Annotated in this window: 23 protein-coding genes, 1 pseudogene and 1 riboswitch; of the genes and pseudogenes, 12 read left to right on the forward strand and 12 right to left on the reverse strand. The window is 47.9% G+C overall.

Translation table 11 applies throughout. The features are described from left to right. Window positions 1–37: 37 nt before the first annotated feature. From BSEL_RS13490 to BSEL_RS13500, 3 genes are read right to left on the reverse strand one after another with little or no spacing between them, the layout of a single operon-like run. Window positions 38–268: a hypothetical protein gene (locus tag BSEL_RS13490; RefSeq protein WP_013173578.1), complete on the reverse strand. Its 231-nt coding sequence runs from the start codon at window positions 266–268 to the stop codon at window positions 38–40. Continuing rightward, window positions 258–1,451 (reverse strand): DUF4145 domain-containing protein, encoded by a 1,194-nt coding sequence (locus BSEL_RS13495; protein WP_013173579.1) that lies wholly within the window; start codon window positions 1,449–1,451, stop codon window positions 258–260. Before BSEL_RS13495 ends, BSEL_RS13490 begins: the two co-directional genes overlap by 11 nt. Then, window positions 1,418–1,867, reverse strand: a complete 450-nt coding sequence (locus BSEL_RS13500) for a hypothetical protein (RefSeq protein WP_013173580.1) — start codon at window positions 1,865–1,867, stop codon at window positions 1,418–1,420. Before BSEL_RS13500 ends, BSEL_RS13495 begins: the two co-directional genes overlap by 34 nt. Window positions 1,868–2,057: 190 nt before the next feature. Here BSEL_RS13500 and BSEL_RS13505 point away from each other — a divergent pair, with 190 nt between their 5' ends. From BSEL_RS13505 to BSEL_RS17175, 4 genes are all read left to right on the forward strand, one after another. Next, on the forward strand, window positions 2,058–2,456 hold the full coding sequence (locus tag BSEL_RS13505) for a hypothetical protein (RefSeq protein WP_013173581.1): 399 nt from the start codon (window positions 2,058–2,060) through the stop codon (window positions 2,454–2,456). A 313-nt stretch (window positions 2,457–2,769) separates the two neighbouring features. Next, a complete protein-coding gene (locus BSEL_RS13510) occupies window positions 2,770–3,147 on the forward strand; it encodes a hypothetical protein (protein ID WP_013173582.1) in 378 nt (125 codons plus the stop codon). After that, window positions 3,107–4,339 carry a polysaccharide deacetylase family protein gene (locus tag BSEL_RS17170; RefSeq protein WP_155522748.1) on the forward strand — a complete coding sequence of 411 codons (1,233 nt, stop codon included), beginning with the start codon at window positions 3,107–3,109 and terminating at the stop codon, window positions 4,337–4,339. The genes BSEL_RS13510 and BSEL_RS17170 overlap by 41 nt, the downstream gene beginning before the upstream one ends. Window positions 4,340–4,503: 164 nt before the next feature. Continuing rightward, entirely contained in the window at window positions 4,504–5,568 is a 1,065-nt protein-coding gene (locus BSEL_RS17175; protein ID WP_013173584.1) for a GGDEF domain-containing protein, read from the forward strand. Between the two features lie 263 nt (window positions 5,569–5,831). Here the strand turns inward: BSEL_RS17175 and BSEL_RS13525 are convergent. The 3 genes and pseudogenes from BSEL_RS13525 to BSEL_RS13535 all read right to left on the reverse strand — a co-directional run. Continuing rightward, window positions 5,832–6,593: pseudogene (locus tag BSEL_RS13525) on the reverse strand (RNA-guided endonuclease TnpB family protein); the annotation flags it as partial. 375 nt (window positions 6,594–6,968) lie between these two features. After that, window positions 6,969–9,215 carry a putative bifunctional diguanylate cyclase/phosphodiesterase gene (locus BSEL_RS13530; RefSeq protein ID WP_013173586.1) on the reverse strand — a complete coding sequence of 749 codons (2,247 nt, stop codon included), beginning with the start codon at window positions 9,213–9,215 and terminating at the stop codon, window positions 6,969–6,971. A gap of 109 nt (window positions 9,216–9,324) precedes the next feature. Continuing rightward, window positions 9,325–10,077: an SDR family NAD(P)-dependent oxidoreductase gene (locus tag BSEL_RS13535; RefSeq protein WP_013173588.1), complete on the reverse strand. Its 753-nt coding sequence runs from the start codon at window positions 10,075–10,077 to the stop codon at window positions 9,325–9,327. A 171-nt stretch (window positions 10,078–10,248) separates the two neighbouring features. Between BSEL_RS13535 and BSEL_RS13540 the strand changes: the two genes are divergently transcribed. Next, the gene (locus BSEL_RS13540; RefSeq protein ID WP_013173589.1) at window positions 10,249–10,827 is read left to right on the forward strand and encodes a TetR/AcrR family transcriptional regulator; all 579 of its coding nucleotides are present in this window, start codon (window positions 10,249–10,251) and stop codon (window positions 10,825–10,827) included. Between the two features lie 56 nt (window positions 10,828–10,883). Next, window positions 10,884–11,756: an SDR family oxidoreductase gene (locus tag BSEL_RS13545; RefSeq protein WP_013173590.1), complete on the forward strand. Its 873-nt coding sequence runs from the start codon at window positions 10,884–10,886 to the stop codon at window positions 11,754–11,756. A gap of 255 nt (window positions 11,757–12,011) precedes the next feature. Here the strand turns inward: BSEL_RS13545 and BSEL_RS17180 are convergent, their stop codons facing one another. The 4 genes from BSEL_RS17180 to tnpB form a co-directional block, all read right to left on the reverse strand. Next, complete coding sequence (locus tag BSEL_RS17180; RefSeq protein WP_013173591.1) at window positions 12,012–12,545, reverse strand: hypothetical protein; 534 nt, start codon at window positions 12,543–12,545, stop codon at window positions 12,012–12,014. Between the two features lie 302 nt (window positions 12,546–12,847). Next, window positions 12,848–13,195, reverse strand: coding sequence for a hypothetical protein (locus BSEL_RS13555; RefSeq protein WP_013173592.1), 348 nt, complete (start codon window positions 13,193–13,195; stop codon window positions 12,848–12,850). A gap of 147 nt (window positions 13,196–13,342) precedes the next feature. Continuing rightward, a riboswitch (SAM riboswitch) is annotated at window positions 13,343–13,455 on the reverse strand. A 42-nt stretch (window positions 13,456–13,497) separates the two neighbouring features. Then, the gene (locus BSEL_RS13560; protein ID WP_013173594.1) at window positions 13,498–13,998 is read right to left on the reverse strand and encodes a ferritin; all 501 of its coding nucleotides are present in this window, start codon (window positions 13,996–13,998) and stop codon (window positions 13,498–13,500) included. A 218-nt stretch (window positions 13,999–14,216) separates the two neighbouring features. After that, the gene (gene tnpB / locus BSEL_RS13565; protein ID WP_013173595.1) at window positions 14,217–15,335 is read right to left on the reverse strand and encodes an IS200/IS605 family element RNA-guided endonuclease TnpB; all 1,119 of its coding nucleotides are present in this window, start codon (window positions 15,333–15,335) and stop codon (window positions 14,217–14,219) included. A 69-nt stretch (window positions 15,336–15,404) separates the two neighbouring features. Here tnpB and BSEL_RS18240 point away from each other — a divergent pair, with 69 nt between their 5' ends. The 3 genes from BSEL_RS18240 (at window position 15,405) to BSEL_RS13575 (ending at window position 18,109) form a co-directional block, all read left to right on the forward strand. Then, the gene (locus tag BSEL_RS18240) at window positions 15,405–15,539 is read left to right on the forward strand and encodes a hypothetical protein (protein WP_013171562.1); all 135 of its coding nucleotides are present in this window, start codon (window positions 15,405–15,407) and stop codon (window positions 15,537–15,539) included. Between the two features lie 81 nt (window positions 15,540–15,620). Next, window positions 15,621–16,625: a tetratricopeptide repeat-containing protein gene (locus BSEL_RS13570; RefSeq protein WP_013173596.1), complete on the forward strand. Its 1,005-nt coding sequence runs from the start codon at window positions 15,621–15,623 to the stop codon at window positions 16,623–16,625. A gap of 80 nt (window positions 16,626–16,705) precedes the next feature. Then, window positions 16,706–18,109 carry a M20/M25/M40 family metallo-hydrolase gene (locus tag BSEL_RS13575; RefSeq protein ID WP_083769594.1) on the forward strand — a complete coding sequence of 468 codons (1,404 nt, stop codon included), beginning with the start codon at window positions 16,706–16,708 and terminating at the stop codon, window positions 18,107–18,109. A 77-nt stretch (window positions 18,110–18,186) separates the two neighbouring features. On the opposite strand, the gene BSEL_RS13580 is transcribed toward BSEL_RS13575, so the two are convergent. After that, entirely contained in the window at window positions 18,187–18,393 is a 207-nt protein-coding gene (locus BSEL_RS13580; protein WP_013173598.1) for a YdbC family protein, read from the reverse strand. Window positions 18,394–18,409: 16 nt separating this feature from the next. Continuing rightward, entirely contained in the window at window positions 18,410–18,838 is a 429-nt protein-coding gene (locus BSEL_RS13585) for a hypothetical protein (RefSeq protein ID WP_013173599.1), read from the reverse strand. A 191-nt stretch (window positions 18,839–19,029) separates the two neighbouring features. Between BSEL_RS13585 and BSEL_RS13590 the strand changes: the two genes are divergently transcribed. From BSEL_RS13590 to BSEL_RS13600, 3 genes are read left to right on the forward strand one after another with little or no spacing between them, the layout of a single operon-like run. Further along, the gene (locus tag BSEL_RS13590; protein WP_332870070.1) at window positions 19,030–19,236 is read left to right on the forward strand and encodes a PLD nuclease N-terminal domain-containing protein; all 207 of its coding nucleotides are present in this window, start codon (window positions 19,030–19,032) and stop codon (window positions 19,234–19,236) included. A 1-nt stretch (window position 19,237) separates the two neighbouring features. Further along, window positions 19,238–20,143: an ABC transporter ATP-binding protein gene (locus tag BSEL_RS13595; RefSeq protein WP_013173601.1), complete on the forward strand. Its 906-nt coding sequence runs from the start codon at window positions 19,238–19,240 to the stop codon at window positions 20,141–20,143. After that, complete coding sequence (locus tag BSEL_RS13600) at window positions 20,140–20,928, forward strand: ABC transporter permease (RefSeq protein WP_013173602.1); 789 nt, start codon at window positions 20,140–20,142, stop codon at window positions 20,926–20,928. Before BSEL_RS13595 ends, BSEL_RS13600 begins: the two co-directional genes overlap by 4 nt. Window positions 20,929–20,993 lie beyond the last annotated feature (65 nt).

Genomic DNA, 20,993 nt, shown 5'->3' on the forward strand with positions numbered 1-20,993 from the left:
CGCTTTCCTTCCGGTCAATGATCGCCCGTTATATTCATCAGAATAAAAACAGCGTCCCAAGTGCCACAAATGAGGCTATCAGGACATAGAAAAAGATTTTGTGCGCCTTCGATACCTGTATGGCCGGATCCCGCTCGAGGTCGAGGAGGGACCAAATGGAAAGTGATGCCAGGATATAATACGTGAGGAACAGTGGAAAATCCGTAAGAAGAATGACAAGGATCATGATCATTGAAATGACAGAAATGATGATGCGATTACGTGACATGGCGATCTTCCTCCTCTTCTTCCTTATTATAGGATTGTTTCAGTTCTTCCTGCAGCTTCTTTATCTGATCAAAGAGCTTCTCGACCATCCCGATCCCAACACCTTTATACTTCGCCAAAATCAGAAGCTCCGAAGGCAGCTGTCCGACACTCAGGATCCCGTCTTCGTTCATCTTCTTCAGAAAATGCGGGATGCCCTTGAAATACTCTTCAGTCAAAAGAATCTCGGAGAGGTTCTTTGTCATGATCAGGTAGTCTGTCTTAAAGAAGAGGATCGTCTCGCCGGATTTGTCGAGTCTGACGGCGCGCCGGACCTTCTCTTCCCCGATAAAGAGCTTCAGTTCATCGAAGAACTGTTTCTCATTCTTGGCATTATAGCGGCTGACGCGATCGGCAAGCCCCGCGAGATCCGACGGCAGCTCGCTCATGATCCGCGCCTCCTCTACGGCGCCGAGTTTCACAAGAAACGATGTTGATTTCGGGAATCGTTGCGGCAAGAGAAAGGCGTCCCGAAGGAAATACGGAATCGCCACTTCCTCATCGCCATAGCGGATCATGCGGATCGGCGTCTCCCCCGGCACAGAAGCCGGGGGATGTTCGGACACTTGAGGACGTGTCTCCTGATCCCGCTGCGGTTCTTCAACATTCTTTGCTTCCGTTTCTTTCAGGCCGTTCAGGTTATCGAACTTTGCCAACAGCGACGCTTCGAGCTGCTGGAACTTCACCTCAAGCTCCATCGGATCATAGGCATTTTCGTTCGGGATCTCCGGCTCTCTGTAAGCCGGCATCTCAAACTTCAACGGGCCGTACTTTTTCATGTACCAGGCGACGAGGACATAGAGCTCTTCCCATGTCCGGAGCGCCTGGGAGTAGCGGAATTCCTTCGTCTCATGAGCGGCACTGTTTCCCGCTTTCCGGATTTCGTGGATGGCATTCAGCACATCTTCCGAACACTTCCCATGACTTTTTAACAGCCGGATCCGGTCCAACAGATTCTCACAGGCAATGTCTGAGATCCCTTCTTTCCGAAGAGCCCGCTTCACAATGCCTTCGACCATCGTCCGGGCATTTGTCAGCATCACCCTCGGACTCGTGAACACACTTTTCTCAAGCTCCTCGGCGAGTTTCGCAAGGTCCGTATCCGCATAGCTCAGAAATTCGTAGTAATATGCTTGTTTTTCCATGACGGTTCCTCCTCATCCACATGATTCTCTTCATTTCCAATCATACCATATTCCTCCACACCAAAAACAGATGCCGATTCGGTCAAAGTGCACGTTTCTTCGGATCGTTGATTGTCCTTCAGGATCAGATTCAGAAGAAACCGCTCCTCATCCAAATCAAAATACACATTAAGGTGGTTCGCAAACGGATCGCACACATGCCTGGCGATGATCGTAACGGCGTCCTTCAGATCCGCCGACGGTGGTTCGGGACTCGCATACAACAGCTCTATCGCTTCGATCTTTCCCCTGCCAAACAGCCTGAATCGGACTCCATACGATTCCAATTCGCCACTCGCGATATAATCGCCTCTGATCAAGGCCTCACCGTTCAAAAAGACTGTCTTTACGGTGTTCACGTCATTCAAAGTCGCCATTCTGATCAACTCCTGTTTTTATTTTTCGTGCACTATAGACAGATAACCCACGCTGGCAGTTAGGACATTGTTTTTTTAAAAAGTGCACAGCACTGTATCTGACAGTCCCCCTGAAGAATCTTGTTCTTTTCCGCAAACCCTGCTAAAGTTGACCGTATGACTGTACGAACCGATAAAGGAGAATGAACCGATGATCTATACTGCCAAATCCCCCCGTGTGATTCTGACCATCATGTTTGTCGTCATGCTCATCACGAGGATCACCACACCATACGAAGGACTGTTCATCCACCTTCAGACGGTGGCCCTGGTCGTCTTTTTCGCTGCGCTCTTTGTGACGTACCAATTTGAGATCAAGAGCCATAAGCTGACCTATCAGGTCTTTCTCATGGGTATGCCCATCTACACCAGGGATCTCTTGCCTAAAGAGATTGAATTCATCGCCTTTAAGCGCGTCAACTGGGGGGAGAAAGCCGCGATTGTGAAGCCTGTGAAGGGCCTCCCCGTCAGGGTGATCCGCTTCACTCCGAACGACGTCGCTGAGAAGCTCGAAACGTTCGCTGGGAAACACCACATTGAGCATTCCTGATGGGTGTCCGGTTACGCCACCCACACGACAAAAACGGATCTGACGGGATGTACCCGTTCAGATCCGTTTTTATTCTTCTGTGCCTTTCGATGGCGGTATGACTGATTATACGAGTAGCCGTCCAAACTAATGATGGACAACAGATCAGACAGATCCTCAAACATCTGCTCAATTGGCGCGGATTTTGACCTCCACTGAGACAAACCAGGAATCAACATGATCTTCAAACAGAATTATTTTTGAAACTTATTTCATTTACGTCTCGTCTTATATTAGGATAATAATTTCTTGATGAAATAAGAGGTGCAAGAAAATGATTAAAGCAAATAGTAAAGTATCGATCTTGATCTTTCTGATCATAATCACTGGCACAGGATTGGCACTGACTTATAACTTTGATAACGTTTTTTTAGAGGATCAGGCTGTCATGCCAAAAGAAGCTCTTGAAAAAGAGGTCGAACAAAGAGAAGCAATGTGGGATCTTAATAGGTTCGAATTGGAACACTCACCCCTTCAAACAGAGATTTCATCTATTTTTCCCGGATTGGATTTAGAAACCATTACTGAGGAATCTGATCAGTATACGCTCTCGATGAACCGGATTTTGACGGATTCAGACGAATTGACGGAGGATTTGAACGAATGGAGTATTGCACAAAAAAACGCAATTCAAAGAACAAATGGAGGATGAAGTATACGCTGAATCAACACAACGGGGGCACTTAAATATAAAGGTTGATACTGTTAGGGTTACAGATGATATATATGCATTAAATTATCATTCCTATTCAATTGTTTCCGGTCAAGCGAACGGGATGATTGAGTTAGAATCATTTGTTGTCGATTTGACGGAAACAAAAATAATCGCACTCGAAGATGTTATCGTCACGGATCAAGCTAATCTTGAAGGTTTGCAAAGCTTGATGTCTGATCAATTGGCACAAGATTTCTCAGAATCAGGGGATAGCTATTTTGAGGAGATGTCAAAAGGTGCAATTACAAACTGGTCTGAATGGACTTGGTCCATAACGGAAAAGAAATTTGCAGTTCTTTTTGATCAATATGAAGTGGCACCCGGATCAGCGGGACCCATCCAAATAGAAGTCCCCTTTGATAAGCTCGAACCCTATTTGCAAGAGACTTTTGCTGAGCGATTAAGTGTTGAATCAGAAGCTGACGGTTTATCAAATCAGCAGGAAAAAGAAAACGAGCCGACCGAGGAGATTGATCCTGAGACAGAAGGTGAAGATGATTCAACGAGTGAGGCATCGTCTTCGAGTGACAAATATGTAGCCCTTACATTTGATGATGGTCCTCATCCATCTGTTACATCAAAGGTTTTGAATCATTTAGATAATTTTGATGCGAAAGCAACCTTTTTTGTGCTGGGAAGTCAGGCAGCATACTATCCGGATTTAGTAAGGCATACAGCCGCTGCCGGACATGAAATCTCTAATCATACAATGAATCACATTGATTTAAGCAATTCATCCCCTGAGCAAATACGTTCCGAAATAACACAAGCCGAGGAAATAATCAAAGAAGCGACGGATCAACCAATTCGCCTGTTCCGTCCTCCATACGGAGCAAGAAATGACTCGGTCGATCAGATTATTGCTGAAGAAGGCTATACTTCTGTATTGTGGTCCGTAGATTCTCTTGACTGGAAAAGCCGTGACTCCCAAGCAATTTATGACAAGGTCATGTCAAACACAGAGTCAGGATCCATTATTTTGTTACATGATATTCACGAAGCAACGGCTGAAGCACTACCCATGATCCTTGAGAGTCTAACTGAGCAAGGGTATGAGATGATTACGGTCTCTGAATTCATGCGAAAAAAAGGGGTCTCCGGACCAGGGACTATTCGAAATATAAATTAAAAGCTCATAACAAAGTGCCTTCTCTCTAAAAAAGGGGAAGGCACTTTGACGTATTTATGAAACGGATGAATGATTTAATTGAAATTCAGACGAATAAATAAGATAATAGACACGCGGAACTTTGCGTATATTGCTGGTTTTTTTTGCAAAACAGGAGGGTGTATATGGGAAAAATAGATTTGAATCAGTTTGAAAAATTAAAACGAAAATTTTACATCTTAATTTTTCCAGTTATTATTTTTTCATCAGCGTTCAGCTATATTTTTTTCCTGGATCCCACAAAAACGTATGACCCGATTTTACTACCTGTTTTTATTATTGCATATTCGGCAGGATGGATCTTACTTGTTCTAAACAGGGGATTCAAGTTTGTGGAGATTATGAATTTAATTTTAATTGGTGTCTTTCACATTCTCAAATTTCAAGAGGTAGTTGTTGAACGAATTATTCAAAATCAAGAACTCTCTATTGGTGCCGCACCGTTTTGGACACCACTGTTATTTATTTTTATTTTTATTATTCTTCAGGACGTAAAGGCATTTGTATATTCCCTTATGATTTGGATATTTAATTTCAGTCTGTTTTTTGTTTATTGGAGCGATTTCCCAATCCCAATTCGAGAACAAGCACTTCATTACAATTTATCAATTTTTGTTTACATTATATTTCTATATTTCTCCAGGAAAATTATACATAATAATGCTAAAAATGAATTGTTAAGTGAATTGGCTTATAAAGATGAATTGACAGGTGTTGCAAACCGGAGACAGATCTACGAATGGCTGCATCTTTCATACAAAAACAAAGTGAAACCAGTCTCAGTTATCATGCTCGACATCGATTATTTTAAAAAGGTGAACGATATTCATGGGCACTTAATTGGCGATAAGGTATTAATTGAACTGACACAATTAATCGAGAACGAGTTATCTGATCAATCTTACCTTGGAAGGTGGGGAGGCGAGGAGTTTATTATTTTATCTTATCAGACGAAAGATCAAGCTAAAAAACTGGCAGAAACACTTCGAGAACAAGTGGAGTCATATTCATTTATCGAAGATCATCCAATCACGATCAGTTCAGGTGTTGATGAGATGCAACAAGATGATACAGTTGATTCATTAGTTAATCGGGCTGACAAGTTGTTGTATCAAGCAAAAGAAACTGGACGTAATCGGGTATGCAGTGATTTTCAGGACTTGATCTATTCGTCAATGGACCCCCACTGAGGTACAGCGTTTCAGTGGGGGCTTGAGATAGCCAAGCAGGTCTTTTCTTACAAAGGTTGACGCTCTGCATGGTTCTTCTCAAATCACTGTTTTTGGTTGGTACTGGCGACTTACTATCGCTTTTCCACTTGCACCACCCTTCCGAAGAAGAGCAGTTCCTCCTTACGGAAGAAACCACCACTCAGCATATAGCTGGCGTGTGCTACAAGCCCCAACAAAAGTTGAGTACACATGGATGATTGACGCACCCACTAGGCTATGCGCTAAGCAACAGCTTTACGTTTTTGAACGTCCATTATCATAGGCGTTTTTATTTGTGTTTTTTCATCCCATTCTATTATTTGAGATTTCCGAAGGATATTTAATGCTGCATTAATGTCGGCGTGGATGCATTGTCCGTTTTCAGAGCGATAGAAGCCGCGGTATAGACGTTTCCCGCTAAAGGAATATCTTGTGTCGTCGCCTTTTATCCAAACCGGAATATCGTCATTATCCAGAAAACTGGATTCAGACGTGTAACTCTCTTCCTGTTTAACGAAACGGATGCCTTCCTTGAGACACTTATTCTCGATAGCCGAAATCAATCTGTGGAAAGGAATTTGTACGAACTCTTGATTGTTTTTCTTCCCCAAGCCTGATTCTTGCTTCCAACCGGCATTATAACCGATTACCACAGTATCGATGTTCAGTTGTTGTATCTGTTTGAACAACAAACCTACGGTTTGTGAAAGGTAGCCATCAATTTGGAGATTTCGTTTACGCCACAGAGAGGCCATTTGATTCGTCACGATGCGTTTCGACAAGCCGTTTTCGATGTTTTATTGTTTTAATCGACTTATCTTTTTGTTGAAGTACTGGTTGATGGATTTTAACCTCTTTCCGTTAACCAAAAAGGTGTCTCCTTGATTTGTTGCACAACTGAGAAGATAATCTACACCTAAATCGCAACCCAAAGTTTTTGTTGTCGTTTTTTGTATCTTCATTTGAGACACTGGAACTTCATATACATAATGAGCCTCAAAGAACGTAAGCGTCAAAAATAGAAGCTAGATATATTTGCGAACATTTGTTCTTGCTTTGAAACAACTATCAGTCGTAAGACTGATGGCAATTCATCTCCACCTGAATCGCTGGGCTGACGCCCGTATCGCGAATCAGATGGAGTCTTCTTGCCTAGTGATGATAAAAAAAGGACTTGCTAGTCATCCAAGCCCACTTTTACTTCAGTTATAGTTCCAACAACAACTGAGTGTGGTAGAAAAGGATGCTAACAATGTCCGACATTTATTTTATCAATACGTTATGGAATCAGAAAGGTCTTTCAATCAGAAAATATGCAGAGCGATTCTCAAAATGGAATGAAAACCGCCCTATCCTGTCGATTTATACGACTTGTATATTTATCGGCTATATCCTTCTTTGACCATCCCGAGCGCCTTCTCACGATCCACCGGCCGGCTGAAGTAAAAGCCCTGTCCGAGATCACATCCGAGCTGTTTCAGGTAGTTCTGCTGATAGTCGGTCTCGATTCCTTCCCCGACGACATCGAGTCCCATCTTATGGCACATCGAGATAATGTCTTCAAGGAGACTCTCTTCAGTATTCGTTGCATCAAGTTCCCAGATGAAGGCCTTGTCGATCTTCAGACGGTTCACCGGGAGATCCCGGAGCCTTGAAAACGATGAATATCCTTTCCCGAAGTCGTCCATGGATATACTGAATCCTGCATCCTTCAGTTCCTGAAGCTGCAGAATAGGCTTCTCATCAAACAAATCTGTAAAGACGGATTCCGTCACTTCAAATTCAATCATCGACCTCGGAATCCCGTAATCCTCACAGAGCGCCACTGCGAATGCGGTGAAGTCCGGTCTGTAGAGCTGGATCACCGACAGATTGACGGCAAGCGGATATACGGCTTTGGAAGCGTCCATTATATCCCTCGCCATCGATACGGCATCGATGAGAATCCTGTCACCGAGGTCGGTAATCAGCTGATTCTCCTCAGCCAACCGGATGAATTCATCCGGCCTGATCTCCCCATACGTTTCAGAATGAAACCGTGCAAGGACTTCGAATCCACTGAGCTTACCTGTATCAAGACGGACCTGAGGCTGAAAGTGATAGTACAGAGATTCGCGGTTTGTACCATCAACCACGCCGCGCAGCTCCTGTTTCAAAAGCTCGATTCTCTGATAGTCCGCTTCAAGATCGGCGTCAAAAAAGAGGATCGACTGATTGGCATCTGTTGCGATCTTATCGAGCGTGAGTGCGAGACGCCGGTAAATGTCTTCCGCGTCTGCCAGTCGGTGATTCCCGGCGAGAATGGCAGCCTGCAGTTTCACCGGAAAGGATTCAACGATCGGTTCGAGATGCGCGGACACTTCTTCGATCAGCTGCCTTGCATCGTCAAGGAGCCTCTGATCATCAGAACCGTCTTCGCGAATCACAATAAAGCGGTCTGAGTTGAACCGAAACAGCATCTCTGCATCACCGACGCGCCGGTTAAGTGCATGACTGATGAGCTTGAGTGTCTCATCGCCGACGGTGTATCCCTTCGAGAGATTAATCGCTCTGAAATTCCGGATATTGATCATTAAGAATGCGGACGGAGAAGCGCCGGGGTCTTCCTTTAATTCTTTGACGTACTCCTTTAAGTAGGTCGCATTCGGCAAGCCCGTCAGGGGATCAAAATACGCGAGATCGAAATGGCTTTTCGTCTTTCTGTACAGGCTGACAAAGATGGTGCTGATGACGAAGAGAAAGCTCGCGTAGATCAGTGACACTGAGAAGACCATAAACTGCATCTCAAAATAGAAGGCGTCCATCGTCTTTACAACAGCCACGTGACCCTCATGACCATATCGGGCGTCAGGAATCGGGACAGCAGCAACCAGTAACATGTCCTCTGCGGCCGTCCAGTTCCCTTCCCCTATTTGTCTCCCTTCAAAGAGATCAAACGAGAGGATCACATCCCGGGTTTCGTCGTCAGAGACATAGGTCAGCTCACCGCCCCGGATAATTGCTGCGCCCTCGACAGCCTGTGTCTCCTCGATTCCTTCAAACATCCGCCTCGCCTCAAAGCTGTCCGTAAAAGACTGAAGCCGTTCCGCTCTGATGCCGATCTGAGAAAATCTGCCATCATCAAGCCTCGTATAACCGAACTTCATGAGGAATCCACGTTCTGAATCTTCTCTGACGCTTTCAACATACGTCTCTTCACCGGACTGAATAAAATCCCGGATCGGGTGACCCTCAGGCGCCTCCCAGCCGATAAACTCTCCATTACTCGAGTGCGTCACCATTCCATCTTCATCATATATATAAATCTCATCAACATCGAATTGTTCAGCGTAATCACTGAGCAATGCTTCGTTAAACGGCTGATCCCGTAAAAAAACCGCACCGCTTGCTGTTGCGATCTGCTCTTCAAGAAGTTCTCCTATGTAGTTTCTCGCACGATCACCGGTTGAGAGCACATTTGCGTACCCTTCCGCCGTCTGCACAGCTCGGGTTTCATACTGATCCTGCATCTCATTAAAACGGTATTGAATCACAAGTAATGCAACAACCAAATAGAGAATAGTCACGGTAAAAAACGAAATACCAAACCAAGTTAAGTTCACGGATTTTAACTTTCGTTTTCTCATTTGCATCACCCTTGTCTATTTTACCTGTTTTTTCACAATTGCACCATATATTTTACGCCAAAACAATAAAACACTGCTGAAGTTGATAAGCAGTGTTTCATCTGACTGATTATTTAAGCGAGTATCCGCCATCGACGACGAGTTCCGTCCCGTTTACATAGGAAGCTTCGTCAGAAGCAAGGAATCGGACCGTGTTGACGATCTCGGCCGGATCCGCGTAAGAGCCGCGGGGAGCGTCTTTCGCCGCTTTGTCAAAGGCCTCCTGGCTGCCGTAAGCTTTGATGGAAAGATCTGTCGCAGCCGGGCCGGGGGATATCGCATTCACCCGGATTCCCGATTTCGCAAACCGCAAAGCCGAGCTCTGTGTCATGGCGACAATCGCAGCTTTCGTGCCGCTGTATGCCGGAAGCATCGGATTAACTTTATCATTGCCAAGGATCGCGGCATTATTGATAATCACCCCGCTCTTTGCCTTTTGCATGGCATTCAGTGCGTGCTTCATATACAGATAATAGGCCGTCTGATTCGTCGCAAGGAGCGTATCCCAATCGTCTTCTTTGATCCGGTTCAACGGACCGGCTCCGACGGAGAGAACGCCGGCATTATTAAAGAGAATATCCACCCGGCCTTCTTCTTCAATAATCGCTTCCATCGTGGAAGCGATCTGATTCCGGTCCGTGTTGTCCACCTGGTGAAAAACAGCCTGTCCGGTCAGGGACTCGACGATGGCTTCCCCCTCGCTTTTTCTTCTGCCGGTGAAATGGACCCTGGCCCCGCGCTCGGCAAACTGACGGACGGCTTCTTTGCCGATCCCGGACGTTCCTCCATTAACCACAACGATCTTGGCTTTGAAATCATTCATATGTTCGTCCTCCTGTTTTTATGTTCATGTTTTGTTCATTCCCCATCTAACTATTTTAGAAACCGCTCCGGGTGGAAACAGATGTTTTAATCCCTCGTTTACTGGACAAATCCGGTATCTGATGGTATTATATAGACCAGTTGTTATAATTACTTGAAAGGAGAGATCCGTATGCCGCAACAACCAAATGCCAAAACGAATATTATCAAAGCTGCCGCGCATCTGTTTCAAGAGCAAGGGTATCACGGAACCGGCTTGAATCAGATCATCGCTGAAAGCGGGTCTCCCAAAGGCTCTCTGTATCATTACTTTCCCAAAGGAAAAGAGGAACTGGCTGTCGCAGCCATTGAACGGACATCTCATGAAGTCAGGGAACGCCTCAGAGCCGGACTCGATGCCGAAAAGGATCCTGGTACGATGCTCTCAGACTTCGTAACTGCGATCGCCGATGCCTACGATCACGGTCATAAAGAAAACGGCCTCCCTGTCGCAGCCATCGCACTCGAAATGGCTACTCAGCATGAATCGATCCGTCAAGCCTGTGAGCAGGCTTATGAGAGCTGGTTTCAGGTGCTTAAAGAGAAGCTGGTTGAATCCGGTGTTCGCCATCAGGATCCAGCCATGCTGGCTGAAATGTGCAATGCTCTGATTGAGGGCGCATTTATTTCTGTCAGGATCAAAGGGCATACAGAGCCTCTCAGACAGGTTGCTTCCATGATACCCCTGCTCGTGCACAAACAAAACGGTTGAATCATCGTTTTGCCAACAAATTATAACGACCAGTCTATTTAAATAGGGGGGGAACCATGCCAATGAAACAAACGTTTTTCATCACAGGAGCCACAGGAAATATCGGATCGTATGTTGCACAGGAACTCGCGGAGGTTGGTCATCACGTCAAAGCGGGGATTCGGCAACCGGAGCATACCGGCGATCAACTCATGCATGAACATATCGAAGCTGTTTCTTTTAATTTCCTAAAGCCCGATTCCTTTCATTCCGCACTTAATGATACAGATGGTGTATTGCTGATCCGACCACCACAGCTTGCGAATCCGGAACAGGACATGCTGCCGTTTATCAATGCTGCAAAGGAAGCCGGTATCAGCCGGATCGTATTCGTTTCACTTCTTGGTGTAGAACGCAATCCGTTCGTTCCGCACCGGAAGATTGAACAGTTCATTCGTTCATCAGGGATTAACTACACCTTCTTACGCCCTTCTTTTTTTATGCAAAATCTTACAACGACGCATCGCTCGGATATTGCCATTCACAAACTCCTCGATGTCCCTGTCGGTAAAGCTTTGACCAGTTTTATTGATACGAGGGATATTGCCAGTGTGGCTGCAGTTTGTCTCACCAGTGACCTTCATCAAAACAAATCCTATACACTCACCGGCAACAGGGCGATCGGCTATGACGAAATGGCCAATACACTCAGCCATGTTCTTGAAATACCGATCGAGTACCAGCCAAAATCACCTGCAAAGTTCAGAAAGCGCCTCATCTTTGATGGGACTCCGAAAGCATTTGCTAACGTTATGACCCTGTTGTATCTCATGACTTGGGCAGGAACTGCCAAAAAGACGACTCGGACCGTCCAGGATATTTTGCAGCGTGAGCCCATCGCATTTGATCAGTTTGTTCTTGATCACAAAGCGGTCTGGATCAAGGAATGATCTAGTGATTGATAAACTGATAACCCCTGGACCAATCCATTCGTTTTCATTGAGATTCAGATATCATCGTCGTACACAAGAATCTCCTGGACCGCGCGAGACTGACGTTCGCCGATAATGAAATCATCACCATTGAGAACTATATCGGAGATCCGAAGCTCGATGCACTGCTTGAAAAACTGAAAGAACGGTAACAAAATCAAAGGACCCGGATATGCTCCGGGTCCTTGTTTGTATTCGGTATGAGTGATGGGATCAATCTCCTGAAGCCTGCTCGAGCTGAAAGACACGTTTATCAAGATCGGAGAGTTTGTTATTGATGTAGCGGGTTTCGACTTCGACGTTTCGCTTATTCGTTTGAAGCAGCATCAGAATGTCCTCAGACTGCGTCAGCTCGATTCGCTGCATCGTCTTATCCATGTCCTCAACACGGTGCTTCAGTTCCCCGAGATCATGCTCAACATGAGACAATTTTGAATCCATCTGATCCAGGCGGTCATCCATTTGATCCAGACGCCCGTCCATTTGATCCAGACGTCCGTCCATCTGATCGAATCGTTCATCCATGCCATCCAGGCGGTCATCGATACCATCCAGACGCTCTTCTATCTGATCGAGACGCTCTTCTATCTGATCAAACCGCTTGTCCATCTGATCGAGACGCACTTCAATCCGATCAAATCGCTCGTCCATCTGATCGAGACGCACTTCAATCCGATTAAACCGCTCGTCCATCTGATCGAGCCGCTTATCCATCTTTATAAGCATTGATAAGATTTGCTCTTCCATACCGATCACTCCATTCGCTTTAATTGTAATCGAAAACCCCGTTCTTTGCATGATACAAAAGCCTGTTTTGCATCACCTCAATCGCAGTTTTTTTAACCTGCACATTCCCTTGAACGGGGAATGGGAAAAGCATGCCGAATGGAGATTTGCTTCTGAGATGACGGGATTGACTTCGGCTCTTCAGGTCCTTTATATTATCTCATATCGAACACGCATTCGCAAAAAATCCTGGGAAGCTCTTGAAAATGCCGGAACTTCCCTGTTTGATGGGTCATTCACATGCAGTCCTCCACACCTGGACGTCAAAATTTCGGGCTGTCCCACTTCCCCATCTCCGGCAGTTCCGGATCGTCGAGGTGATTGAAGAAGCCCTGATTGACAATCGTTCGCCACAGATACGTATCAAACTTAAACGGTCCGGCCGATTTAACGTACAGCACGACTTCCTTTGTCACCTGGAACTCAAAGACAAAGTCTGTGCCGTTTGAGAGCCTGAAGTGATAGAGCGGAAGCTGACCGTCAATAAACTGATAGGTTAACACCCAATGCCCATAGTTGCTGTTTAACCGCTGTTCCATTCTTCTGGTCGCACTCTCCACAATCTGTCCGTCCGTTGCCATCTTGGTCCACATCATGTTTGCATAACTCATGTGTCTCCACTCCCCATGGTTGGTTTGGCAACCATCAAGGCCGTTATTGGTTATGAGTCGCTCCTCTCCTGTCGTATTGGGACGTCAAAAAGCCCCTGCTCACCGTGTGAACGGTGAACAGGGGCTGATTCTTGCCCGTATTCTCATCGCTCATCACCCAGACGGACGAGTCCGTCTGCTGGTCGGGGCACCTTTGCCGGTATATGGCCAGGTTGCCGTGGAGTCATGGAGCCAGTTCTCTCGTCCACTCTTGATAATTGCTTTCTTCATTATACCACGGGTATCCCGGTAAATACAGTGTTTTACTCGCCTGATGCCGGGCGTTCACCGAGTTCCTTCTCAAGCATATAGAAGGCATTGCTGTCAGGTTCAATGCGCTTAAGCTTTTGAATGATATCATCAAAGCTTGCTTCTTCTTCCACCTGTTCTTCAATGAACCAGTTGAGGAAAGTCATCGTCGCATGCTCCCGCTCATCGAGTGCTTTATCCGCAAGCTCATAGATCCGTCTTGTCACTTCTTTCTCGTGGTCCAATGACTTTTCGAACGTATCGAGGATCGACTGAAAGTCATTATTCGGTTCCGGAAGAGCGGTGATCGAAGCTTCTTCCCCCATATCGACAAGGAACTGATAGAACTTCATCCCGTGTTCACGTTCTTCCTCTGCCTGTGCAAGATAAAACTGCGCAAACCCGTCATGACTGCGGTTCGAGCAGTATGCCGCAGTGGCCAGATACACATGTGCTGCAAAAAACTCATAATTCATCTGTTCATTCAACCCTTTTGACAGTTCCTTACTCATCATCGTTACATCGCTCCTTTTTGAAGGTATGGTATCCCTTTCCCTGATTGCCATGATTATAACATCGGAAAACCGTATCCATCAAATTGACACTCCCCACGACTAAAGTCGGGGGATTCTTGGGAACAGAGCGTACTTGTTAAAGCGTGGCATACACGCAAAACAGCGGTTTCTCCTATTGACCAAGCGAACCCCGTCTGACCGACGGTTTTTGTTTCCGTTTATGAAAGGACATGTAACCCTTCTTGTAAGATGTTTCGACTGGCGTTGATGTCACGATCATGGTGCGTACCACAAGAGGGGCACGTCCATGATCGAACACGCAAATCCTTTTTGCCGTCATGATGACCACAGGATGAACAAAGCTGACTGGATGGGAACCATCGGTCAATTTTGATGATCGTGCGATCATGCCACTCCGCCTTGTACATCAACATATCCTTAAAAGCCGACCAAGATACGTCTGAAATGGCTTTTGACAGCTTCTTATTTTTCAACATTCCTTTGGCGTTTAAATCTTCGATACAAACGACATCGTGGTTTTTGATGATCGTTGTACTGAGTTTTTGAAGGAAATTCGTTCGTTGATTGGCGATCTTCTCATGGATTTTGGCAACTTTGACCTTTTGCTTTTGATAGTTTTTGCCTTCACGCAACGGTTTTCCGTCTTTCTTCGCCTGTTCATAGCGTCTTGACAGCTTGCGTTGCTCACGCTTTAGCTTCTGTTCCATCTTTCGTGTAAAGCGTTCGTTGTCGATCTTTTGCCTGTCTGAAAGGATGGCGAAATGGTCAATGCCAAGATCAATGCCTACGGCTGATCCTGTTGCATCGAATGGTTTAATCTCCGTTTCAGCAAGAACGGATATAAAATGCTTACCCATTGGCGTTCGTCGGATCGTGGCAGACAGAATACGTCCCTCAACATGACGGCTTTTTGCGAATTTGACGTAGCCCAGTTTCGGAAGGAAAAGGCGATTGCCTTCGATTCGCATTTTGCCGACGGTTTTAAAAGACTGAACATCGTTCTTCTTTGACTTTAATCGAGGGTATTTGTTTTGTTTCTTAAAGAAACGGTTGAATCCGTCAGCTAAGTGTTTTAACCCTTGTTGCAAGGCGGTGCTGTCCACTTCTTTTAACCATTCGTAATCTCGTTTTAATTGCGGGAGTTCCGCAGAACAGGCATTGTAGGACATCCCTTTGCCTGTCTCTTTATACCTGTCGTTCCACTTCGCAAGAAAGTGGTTATAGACAAAACGAGTCGAACCGATGGTTTTCGCAATCAAGATTCGCTGTTCTCGATTGGGATAGATGCGAAAGCGATAGGCTTTATGATTTGTCATTGCGTTCACCTCCTTCTTTATGGTATATTAAATATACTCTAAATATATCTTTAAAGGAGGTTGATGTCAATGTCTAGGGTGCAAAAGCACTTGAATTTCCCAAAAGAATTGTACGAAGCGATAGAGGAATATCGAAAGGAGAATATGATTCCAACGTTTGCCAGTGCCGTCTACGAATTGGTGCGAAAAGGCTTGAAAGCCTAAGACCGTTCGCTGTCATCCTCCGAATAAATTCGGGGGTTTTCTCGCTCACAACTTATAACCCGAAGAAAGGCAGGAAGTGCCATGACCGAAAACGACTTGTATGAACAGGAAGAGGCGTTATATGCCCGGGAAGAAGCACTCCTCTCCTATGACCCCGGAGAACAGGGCTCTGCCGGCTACTCTCCTTATATTCAGTTATACAAAGATTTCCTCAAACTGTACGACCGTCATCCTGACTTTGAAGCCGAGCGGGAGGCTGTCACGATGAAACTCGTTCACTACCTGATTGAATTCGGGACGTACTTGAAGACAACGGAACAGGCAAGCCCGGGTCCTGCGATCACGCCCCTGAAACAGGTGCTGCGGTATGACAGGCGAAATCCGCTGGCTCATTACCGACTCGGCTTCCTTCATTACCGAAAACACGCCTATCATGAGGCGATTCACTACTTCAACCGCAGCCTGGACTTTCATTCGGCCGATTCCGTAATCAAATGGAAACTGAACAGCCGGCAAAAGCAGCTCGCTTCCCTCTACCTGACGAACAGCGCCCTCCATATTCAGAACAGCATCTCAGAAGGAGAAGAGGATGTCATACAAGGGGCTGACGGCTACCCTCTCGCGCCTGCGATTGACGGTCTTATCCGTGACATGGAATTTGAAATCCGCTCAACGGATGACGTACAGACCTGTTCGTACGAAGCATGTCAGACGTTTTTCGAAACCGGCGGTGATCGTGACGACTGGCTGTTGTTCTTTGACTATCAGGACACCTATCTGAAGCACCGGGGCATGATTCAGACGATGCATGTCGACACCGCACGGGTTCTCCGTTCGCTGTTTGATGCCGGAGGGAAGCCGGTCAAGGCTTCTGATATCGCCGATGTCTATCCGGAAGGCGCAAGAAACAATACGTATACCCAGAAAATCAGCCGGATCCGGCAATTCGTGCTGCGTCATTTCATGAAGGATGATCTGATTGTGAGTACCGATTCTGTCCCTGGCGGTACACATGACCGTCATTCTGTCACCTATGCCCTCAATCCGAATGATAAGGGCATTGTCCTGACAAGAAGCGACGCCTGAAGCAAGCCTCCTCCCCCTGATGACAGGGGTGTCATCGCCTTTATCCTATACTTGATTTATCAAAGCGAAAGGGTGATGACATGATGAGACACATCGAAGAAACATTACGGGCATGCGGATTTTTGGCGGAGGTAAAGGATGGGGTCATTGACCTGTCGGGAGAATCAAGGGAGAATCTCGATTTCCTTCATGAGGCCGCAGTGAGAAACGGGCTTCTGACACCTGTCGATGAGACCGGCTTTCGGTTTCAGGCAGCGAATCACAGTGTGAATCAAACAGCGCTGTTTGAGGCGATGAATGTGTGGGGGCGCGGATTCCACGAGGGGCTGTATGAGTGGCGTTCGGAGGACGATGTCGTGTTGGCGATATTGGATCTGAACATCGCGGGGATCGTCCGTCATCTGAACAGACTTGGGTTCCACACCACCGGAAGCTGCGGCGGCCATGAAGAAGAGCGCGTTCGGCGCCCGGCGTATATCATGCTGGCAGACGATCAGCAGGTGCCGGCAGTGACGGCCCTCCTAGAAGCACTCTCCTTTAAGGTACGGCAGCCAATGCGCCAGCCGAATAAGATCGTCTTTCATCAGCCATCTTTTGAATCGTTCATGGACGGCAGTCTTTGGCTTTCGTACCTGACTCCTGACAACCTCAGCCATGCCGCTGCGGTGATCCGGACATGCCGCTTCAAGCGACGGCTGAGAGACACGCTTTCCATCAGTGGCCGAAGCGGCAATGAAGATGCCATCCGGAATTATGTCATTGACGCTCTCCTGACAATCACGCCTTACGTCAGCGTCGATCACTACGGCAACATCCTTGCGAAGCTGGACAGCAAGGGCTCACATCACGGACCGACAATCATGGTCAATGCCCATCTGGATTCGGTGGAAGATCTTGCAGAAGGACGGACCATCATCGAGGAAGGCAGCATCTGGACGAGCAGCGAAGGCATACTCGGTGCCGACGACCGGGCCGGCGTCGCGATTCTCCTCGAAGCCCTCCGCACCGTCAAAGAGAGCCGTCATTTTACCGGCAGTGTGAAGATCGCCTTCACCGTGGAAGAAGAAATCGGCCTCGTCGGGGCAAGGCAGGTGGATCCGTCCTTCCTGTGGGGTGTCGATGCGGCCATCGTCGTTGACAGAAGGGGGCAAACGGATATCGTCACGGGAACCGGCGTCCGACATGAGACCCGCTTCTGTCACGAACTGTTCGGCGCCTGGGTGATGGACATCGCGGCAAAAACCGGACTCAAGGGCTGGCAGACGACGCCAGGGGGAAGCAGCGACACGAGGATCTGGGCGGAGCACGGGATCGAGAGCGTCAACCTCTCTGCAGGGTATCAGCATGAACATACCGATCGGGAGACCCTTGACGTCAACGCGGCAGCGAACACGCTTCAGCTCGTGACGGCACTCCTCCTCGAGCGGCGCTCCCTGCAAAGCGTCCTGTGCCAGATCCGAAACGGAGCCCGTCAGGCCAACTGACACGCACAGTCGAAAACAAAGAGGACCTTGCCGGTTGTGGCAAGGTCCTCTTTGTCATGTCTCAAGGCCGCTTTATTTTACAGAAGCTCCTTCAGTTTTTCCGCTTCCTCTTCGGTCAGGGTGATGCCCTTTCCCATCTTCTCATACTCCGGCGCCCAGTCCCGGATATCGTACTTCGGGGCCCTTCCGTTCCAGCTGACTTTGTTCAGTTCCTTGCGCCAGCCTTTCGCGTTCTCAGACAAGACACCGACGTGTTCGGCAATCTCGTACTTAATCTCAGCCATGATGATCCCTCCTGCTTCATTTCGTGTTCGTTTCCTCATCAGTATACCGGATATCGCTGGCTTCGTCACCGGTGTTTCCCGGCTTGTACAGATAGACACCCGCCCCCATCACCGCTGCCGTGATGATGAACAGATACAGCCCGGAGCCGGCACCATTGACCGACGCGCCCATCATCTCCACCTGCTTGCTTACGGCAAAAGCAATGGCAGCGACAAAGGTCAGCCCTGAAAGCACGAGACCTGCGATCCGGTTCAGTGGTGCAAGCTTCACTGCCTTATATACCGGATAGATGAGCGGCAGAATAAACAGATAGCCATCCTGCTGGAAGCCTGAGGCAGATACGAAGCCGAGGTCGGCCCAGGGCAAAAATAGTGACAGGACGGCGAGCACCCCGCTTCCGATGATCAACTTGCCTCCGAGTGATTGTGTGGTCCAAAGATTCATTTTGATCGTCCCCTTTCGTCTAACGGATGTCTTCATTGTATTCATACCGGTGACAGGGACTGTCAGGGAACGTCAATTCGTGTATGTTCGTCTTTTTGTTCTCCGCCCTGCGATGTATTTCTCCCGGATTTCGAATCTTTCTCCGGAGAAATACCGTATAATAGGAAATAAAAAAAAGGGACGTGATGGAAATGTTGGATGAATTATTTGCAACTATCGACTGGGCACTGATCGCACCGATCCTGCTTCTTCAGCTTGTACTGATGGTCGTGGCACTGTTTGACTGCGTAAGGAGCGATGAGGTAAAACAGCCGAAATGGGTCTGGTATCTCGTCATTATCTTTATCAATATTTTAGGCCCGATTATCTACTTCATCTTCGGAAAGGACAAAGGATAACATGGCTCTTTTGACTGTGGAACACCTCACCAAACAATTCGGCTCTTTCTCGGCGGTCCGCGATGTGAGTTTCACCGTGCAAGAAGGCGTCTGTGCCACGCTTCTCGGTCCGAACGGCGCCGGGAAAACGACGACACTGAACATGATTACCGGCCTCAGTACCCCGACATCCGGCACCATCGCACTCGGTGACGGCTACACGCTCGACCGGCGTCACCATCTCGGCTACCTCCCGCAGCACCCGTCCTTCTTTAACTGGATGAGCGCGGAGGAATACTTACGGTTCTCCGGCGAACTCGCTGGCCTCACACGTCAGGAGGCAAATGAACGGGCCCGGGTCCTCCTCGGTAAAGTCGGGCTCGACGATGCGGCCCGAAAACGGATTGCGGGCTTCTCCGGCGGGATGAAACAGCGCCTCGGCATCGCCCAGGCCCTCATTCACAAACCCGCCCTCGTCATCCTCGATGAGCCGGTTTCGGCACTCGATCCCTTCGGCCGGAGGGAAGTGCTTGATTTGATGCAAGAACTGAAAAAAGAAACGTCCATTCTCTTCTCCACCCACGTCTTAAACGACGCCGAGCAGGTCAGTGATGACGTGTATATGATGAAAGGCGGCTCACTCGTCATGTCCGGCTCTCTGACTGAGGTACAGGCCTCCTTTGAGCGGCCGGTGATCCATCTCGCCACGGCACTGCCAATCGGAGAATGGCTTGACGGTAAAAGCTCTGCCACGTGGATCACCTCGGTGGAAGCATCTGAGCTTGGCGCCACGCTCGGGGTGACGGATATCGCCGAAGCCCGCGACGCACTCCTGAACGACAACGCACTCCGGGCTCTTGGCATCACCCGCTTTGAAGTCGGGCGCAAATCCCTCGAAGACGTCTTCGTGGAGGTGATGCAGGCATGAAGCAGTTTCTTATTCTTTTCAAAAAAGAAGGCCTCGAATCTGCGCGGAATTTTAAATGGCTCTGGCTGCCTGTCGTCTTTATGATTCTCGGCCTCACCCAGCCTTTGACGAGCTATTATTTTGCCGATATTCTGGAGAATTTCGGCGGTTTGCCGGAAGGGGCTGTCTTTGAGATGCCGCCTCCTGAAGCGGCGGAGGTCCTCGCCGGAACCCTCAGTCAGTTCAGTCAGATCGGTATCCTCGTCGTGGTCCTTGCCTATATGGGCACCGTCAGTCAGGAACGCACCGCCGGTCAGCTTGCCATGGTCATGGTCAAGCCGGTTTCCGAAGCCGCCTACCTTCTTGCCAAGTGGCTGCATATGGTGCTCTTGACAGCCATCGCCCTGTTCTTCGGATTCGGTATCAGCGTCTATTACACCCATCTTCTGATCGGTGAGGTGACGATGCTGAACGCCTTTTACGGAGGCTTGACCTATCTTCTTTGGCTCGTCTTTGCCGTGAGTCTGCTTCTGTTTCTCAGTGTGACGTTCAACCGCCAGGGCGCCGTTGCATTTCTCAGTCTCGGGATCCTCCTCGTCATGGGCATCGTGTCGCTCTATGCTCCGGATCTTCTTTCGTGGTCACCAGGAGCGCTCTCAGGACTCGCCTCGCACTGGTTCTATACCGGTGAAGCGGGCGACGGATTCACCGGTACCGTGGTGATCACGCTGATTCTCATCGCAGCCCTTCTCACCGCTTCTCTTTTGGTCTTCAAAAAGCAGGAGATGATCACCGCATCACCGTAACCTCCACACGAACAGGCAGCCGGTACAGGATTTCCCCTGAACCCGGCTGCCTGTTTCTTTGCATC

The sequence above is a fragment of the [Bacillus] selenitireducens MLS10 genome, assembly GCF_000093085.1.
Classification (GTDB): Bacteria; Bacillota; Bacilli; order Bacillales; family Salisediminibacteriaceae; genus Salisediminibacterium; species Salisediminibacterium selenitireducens.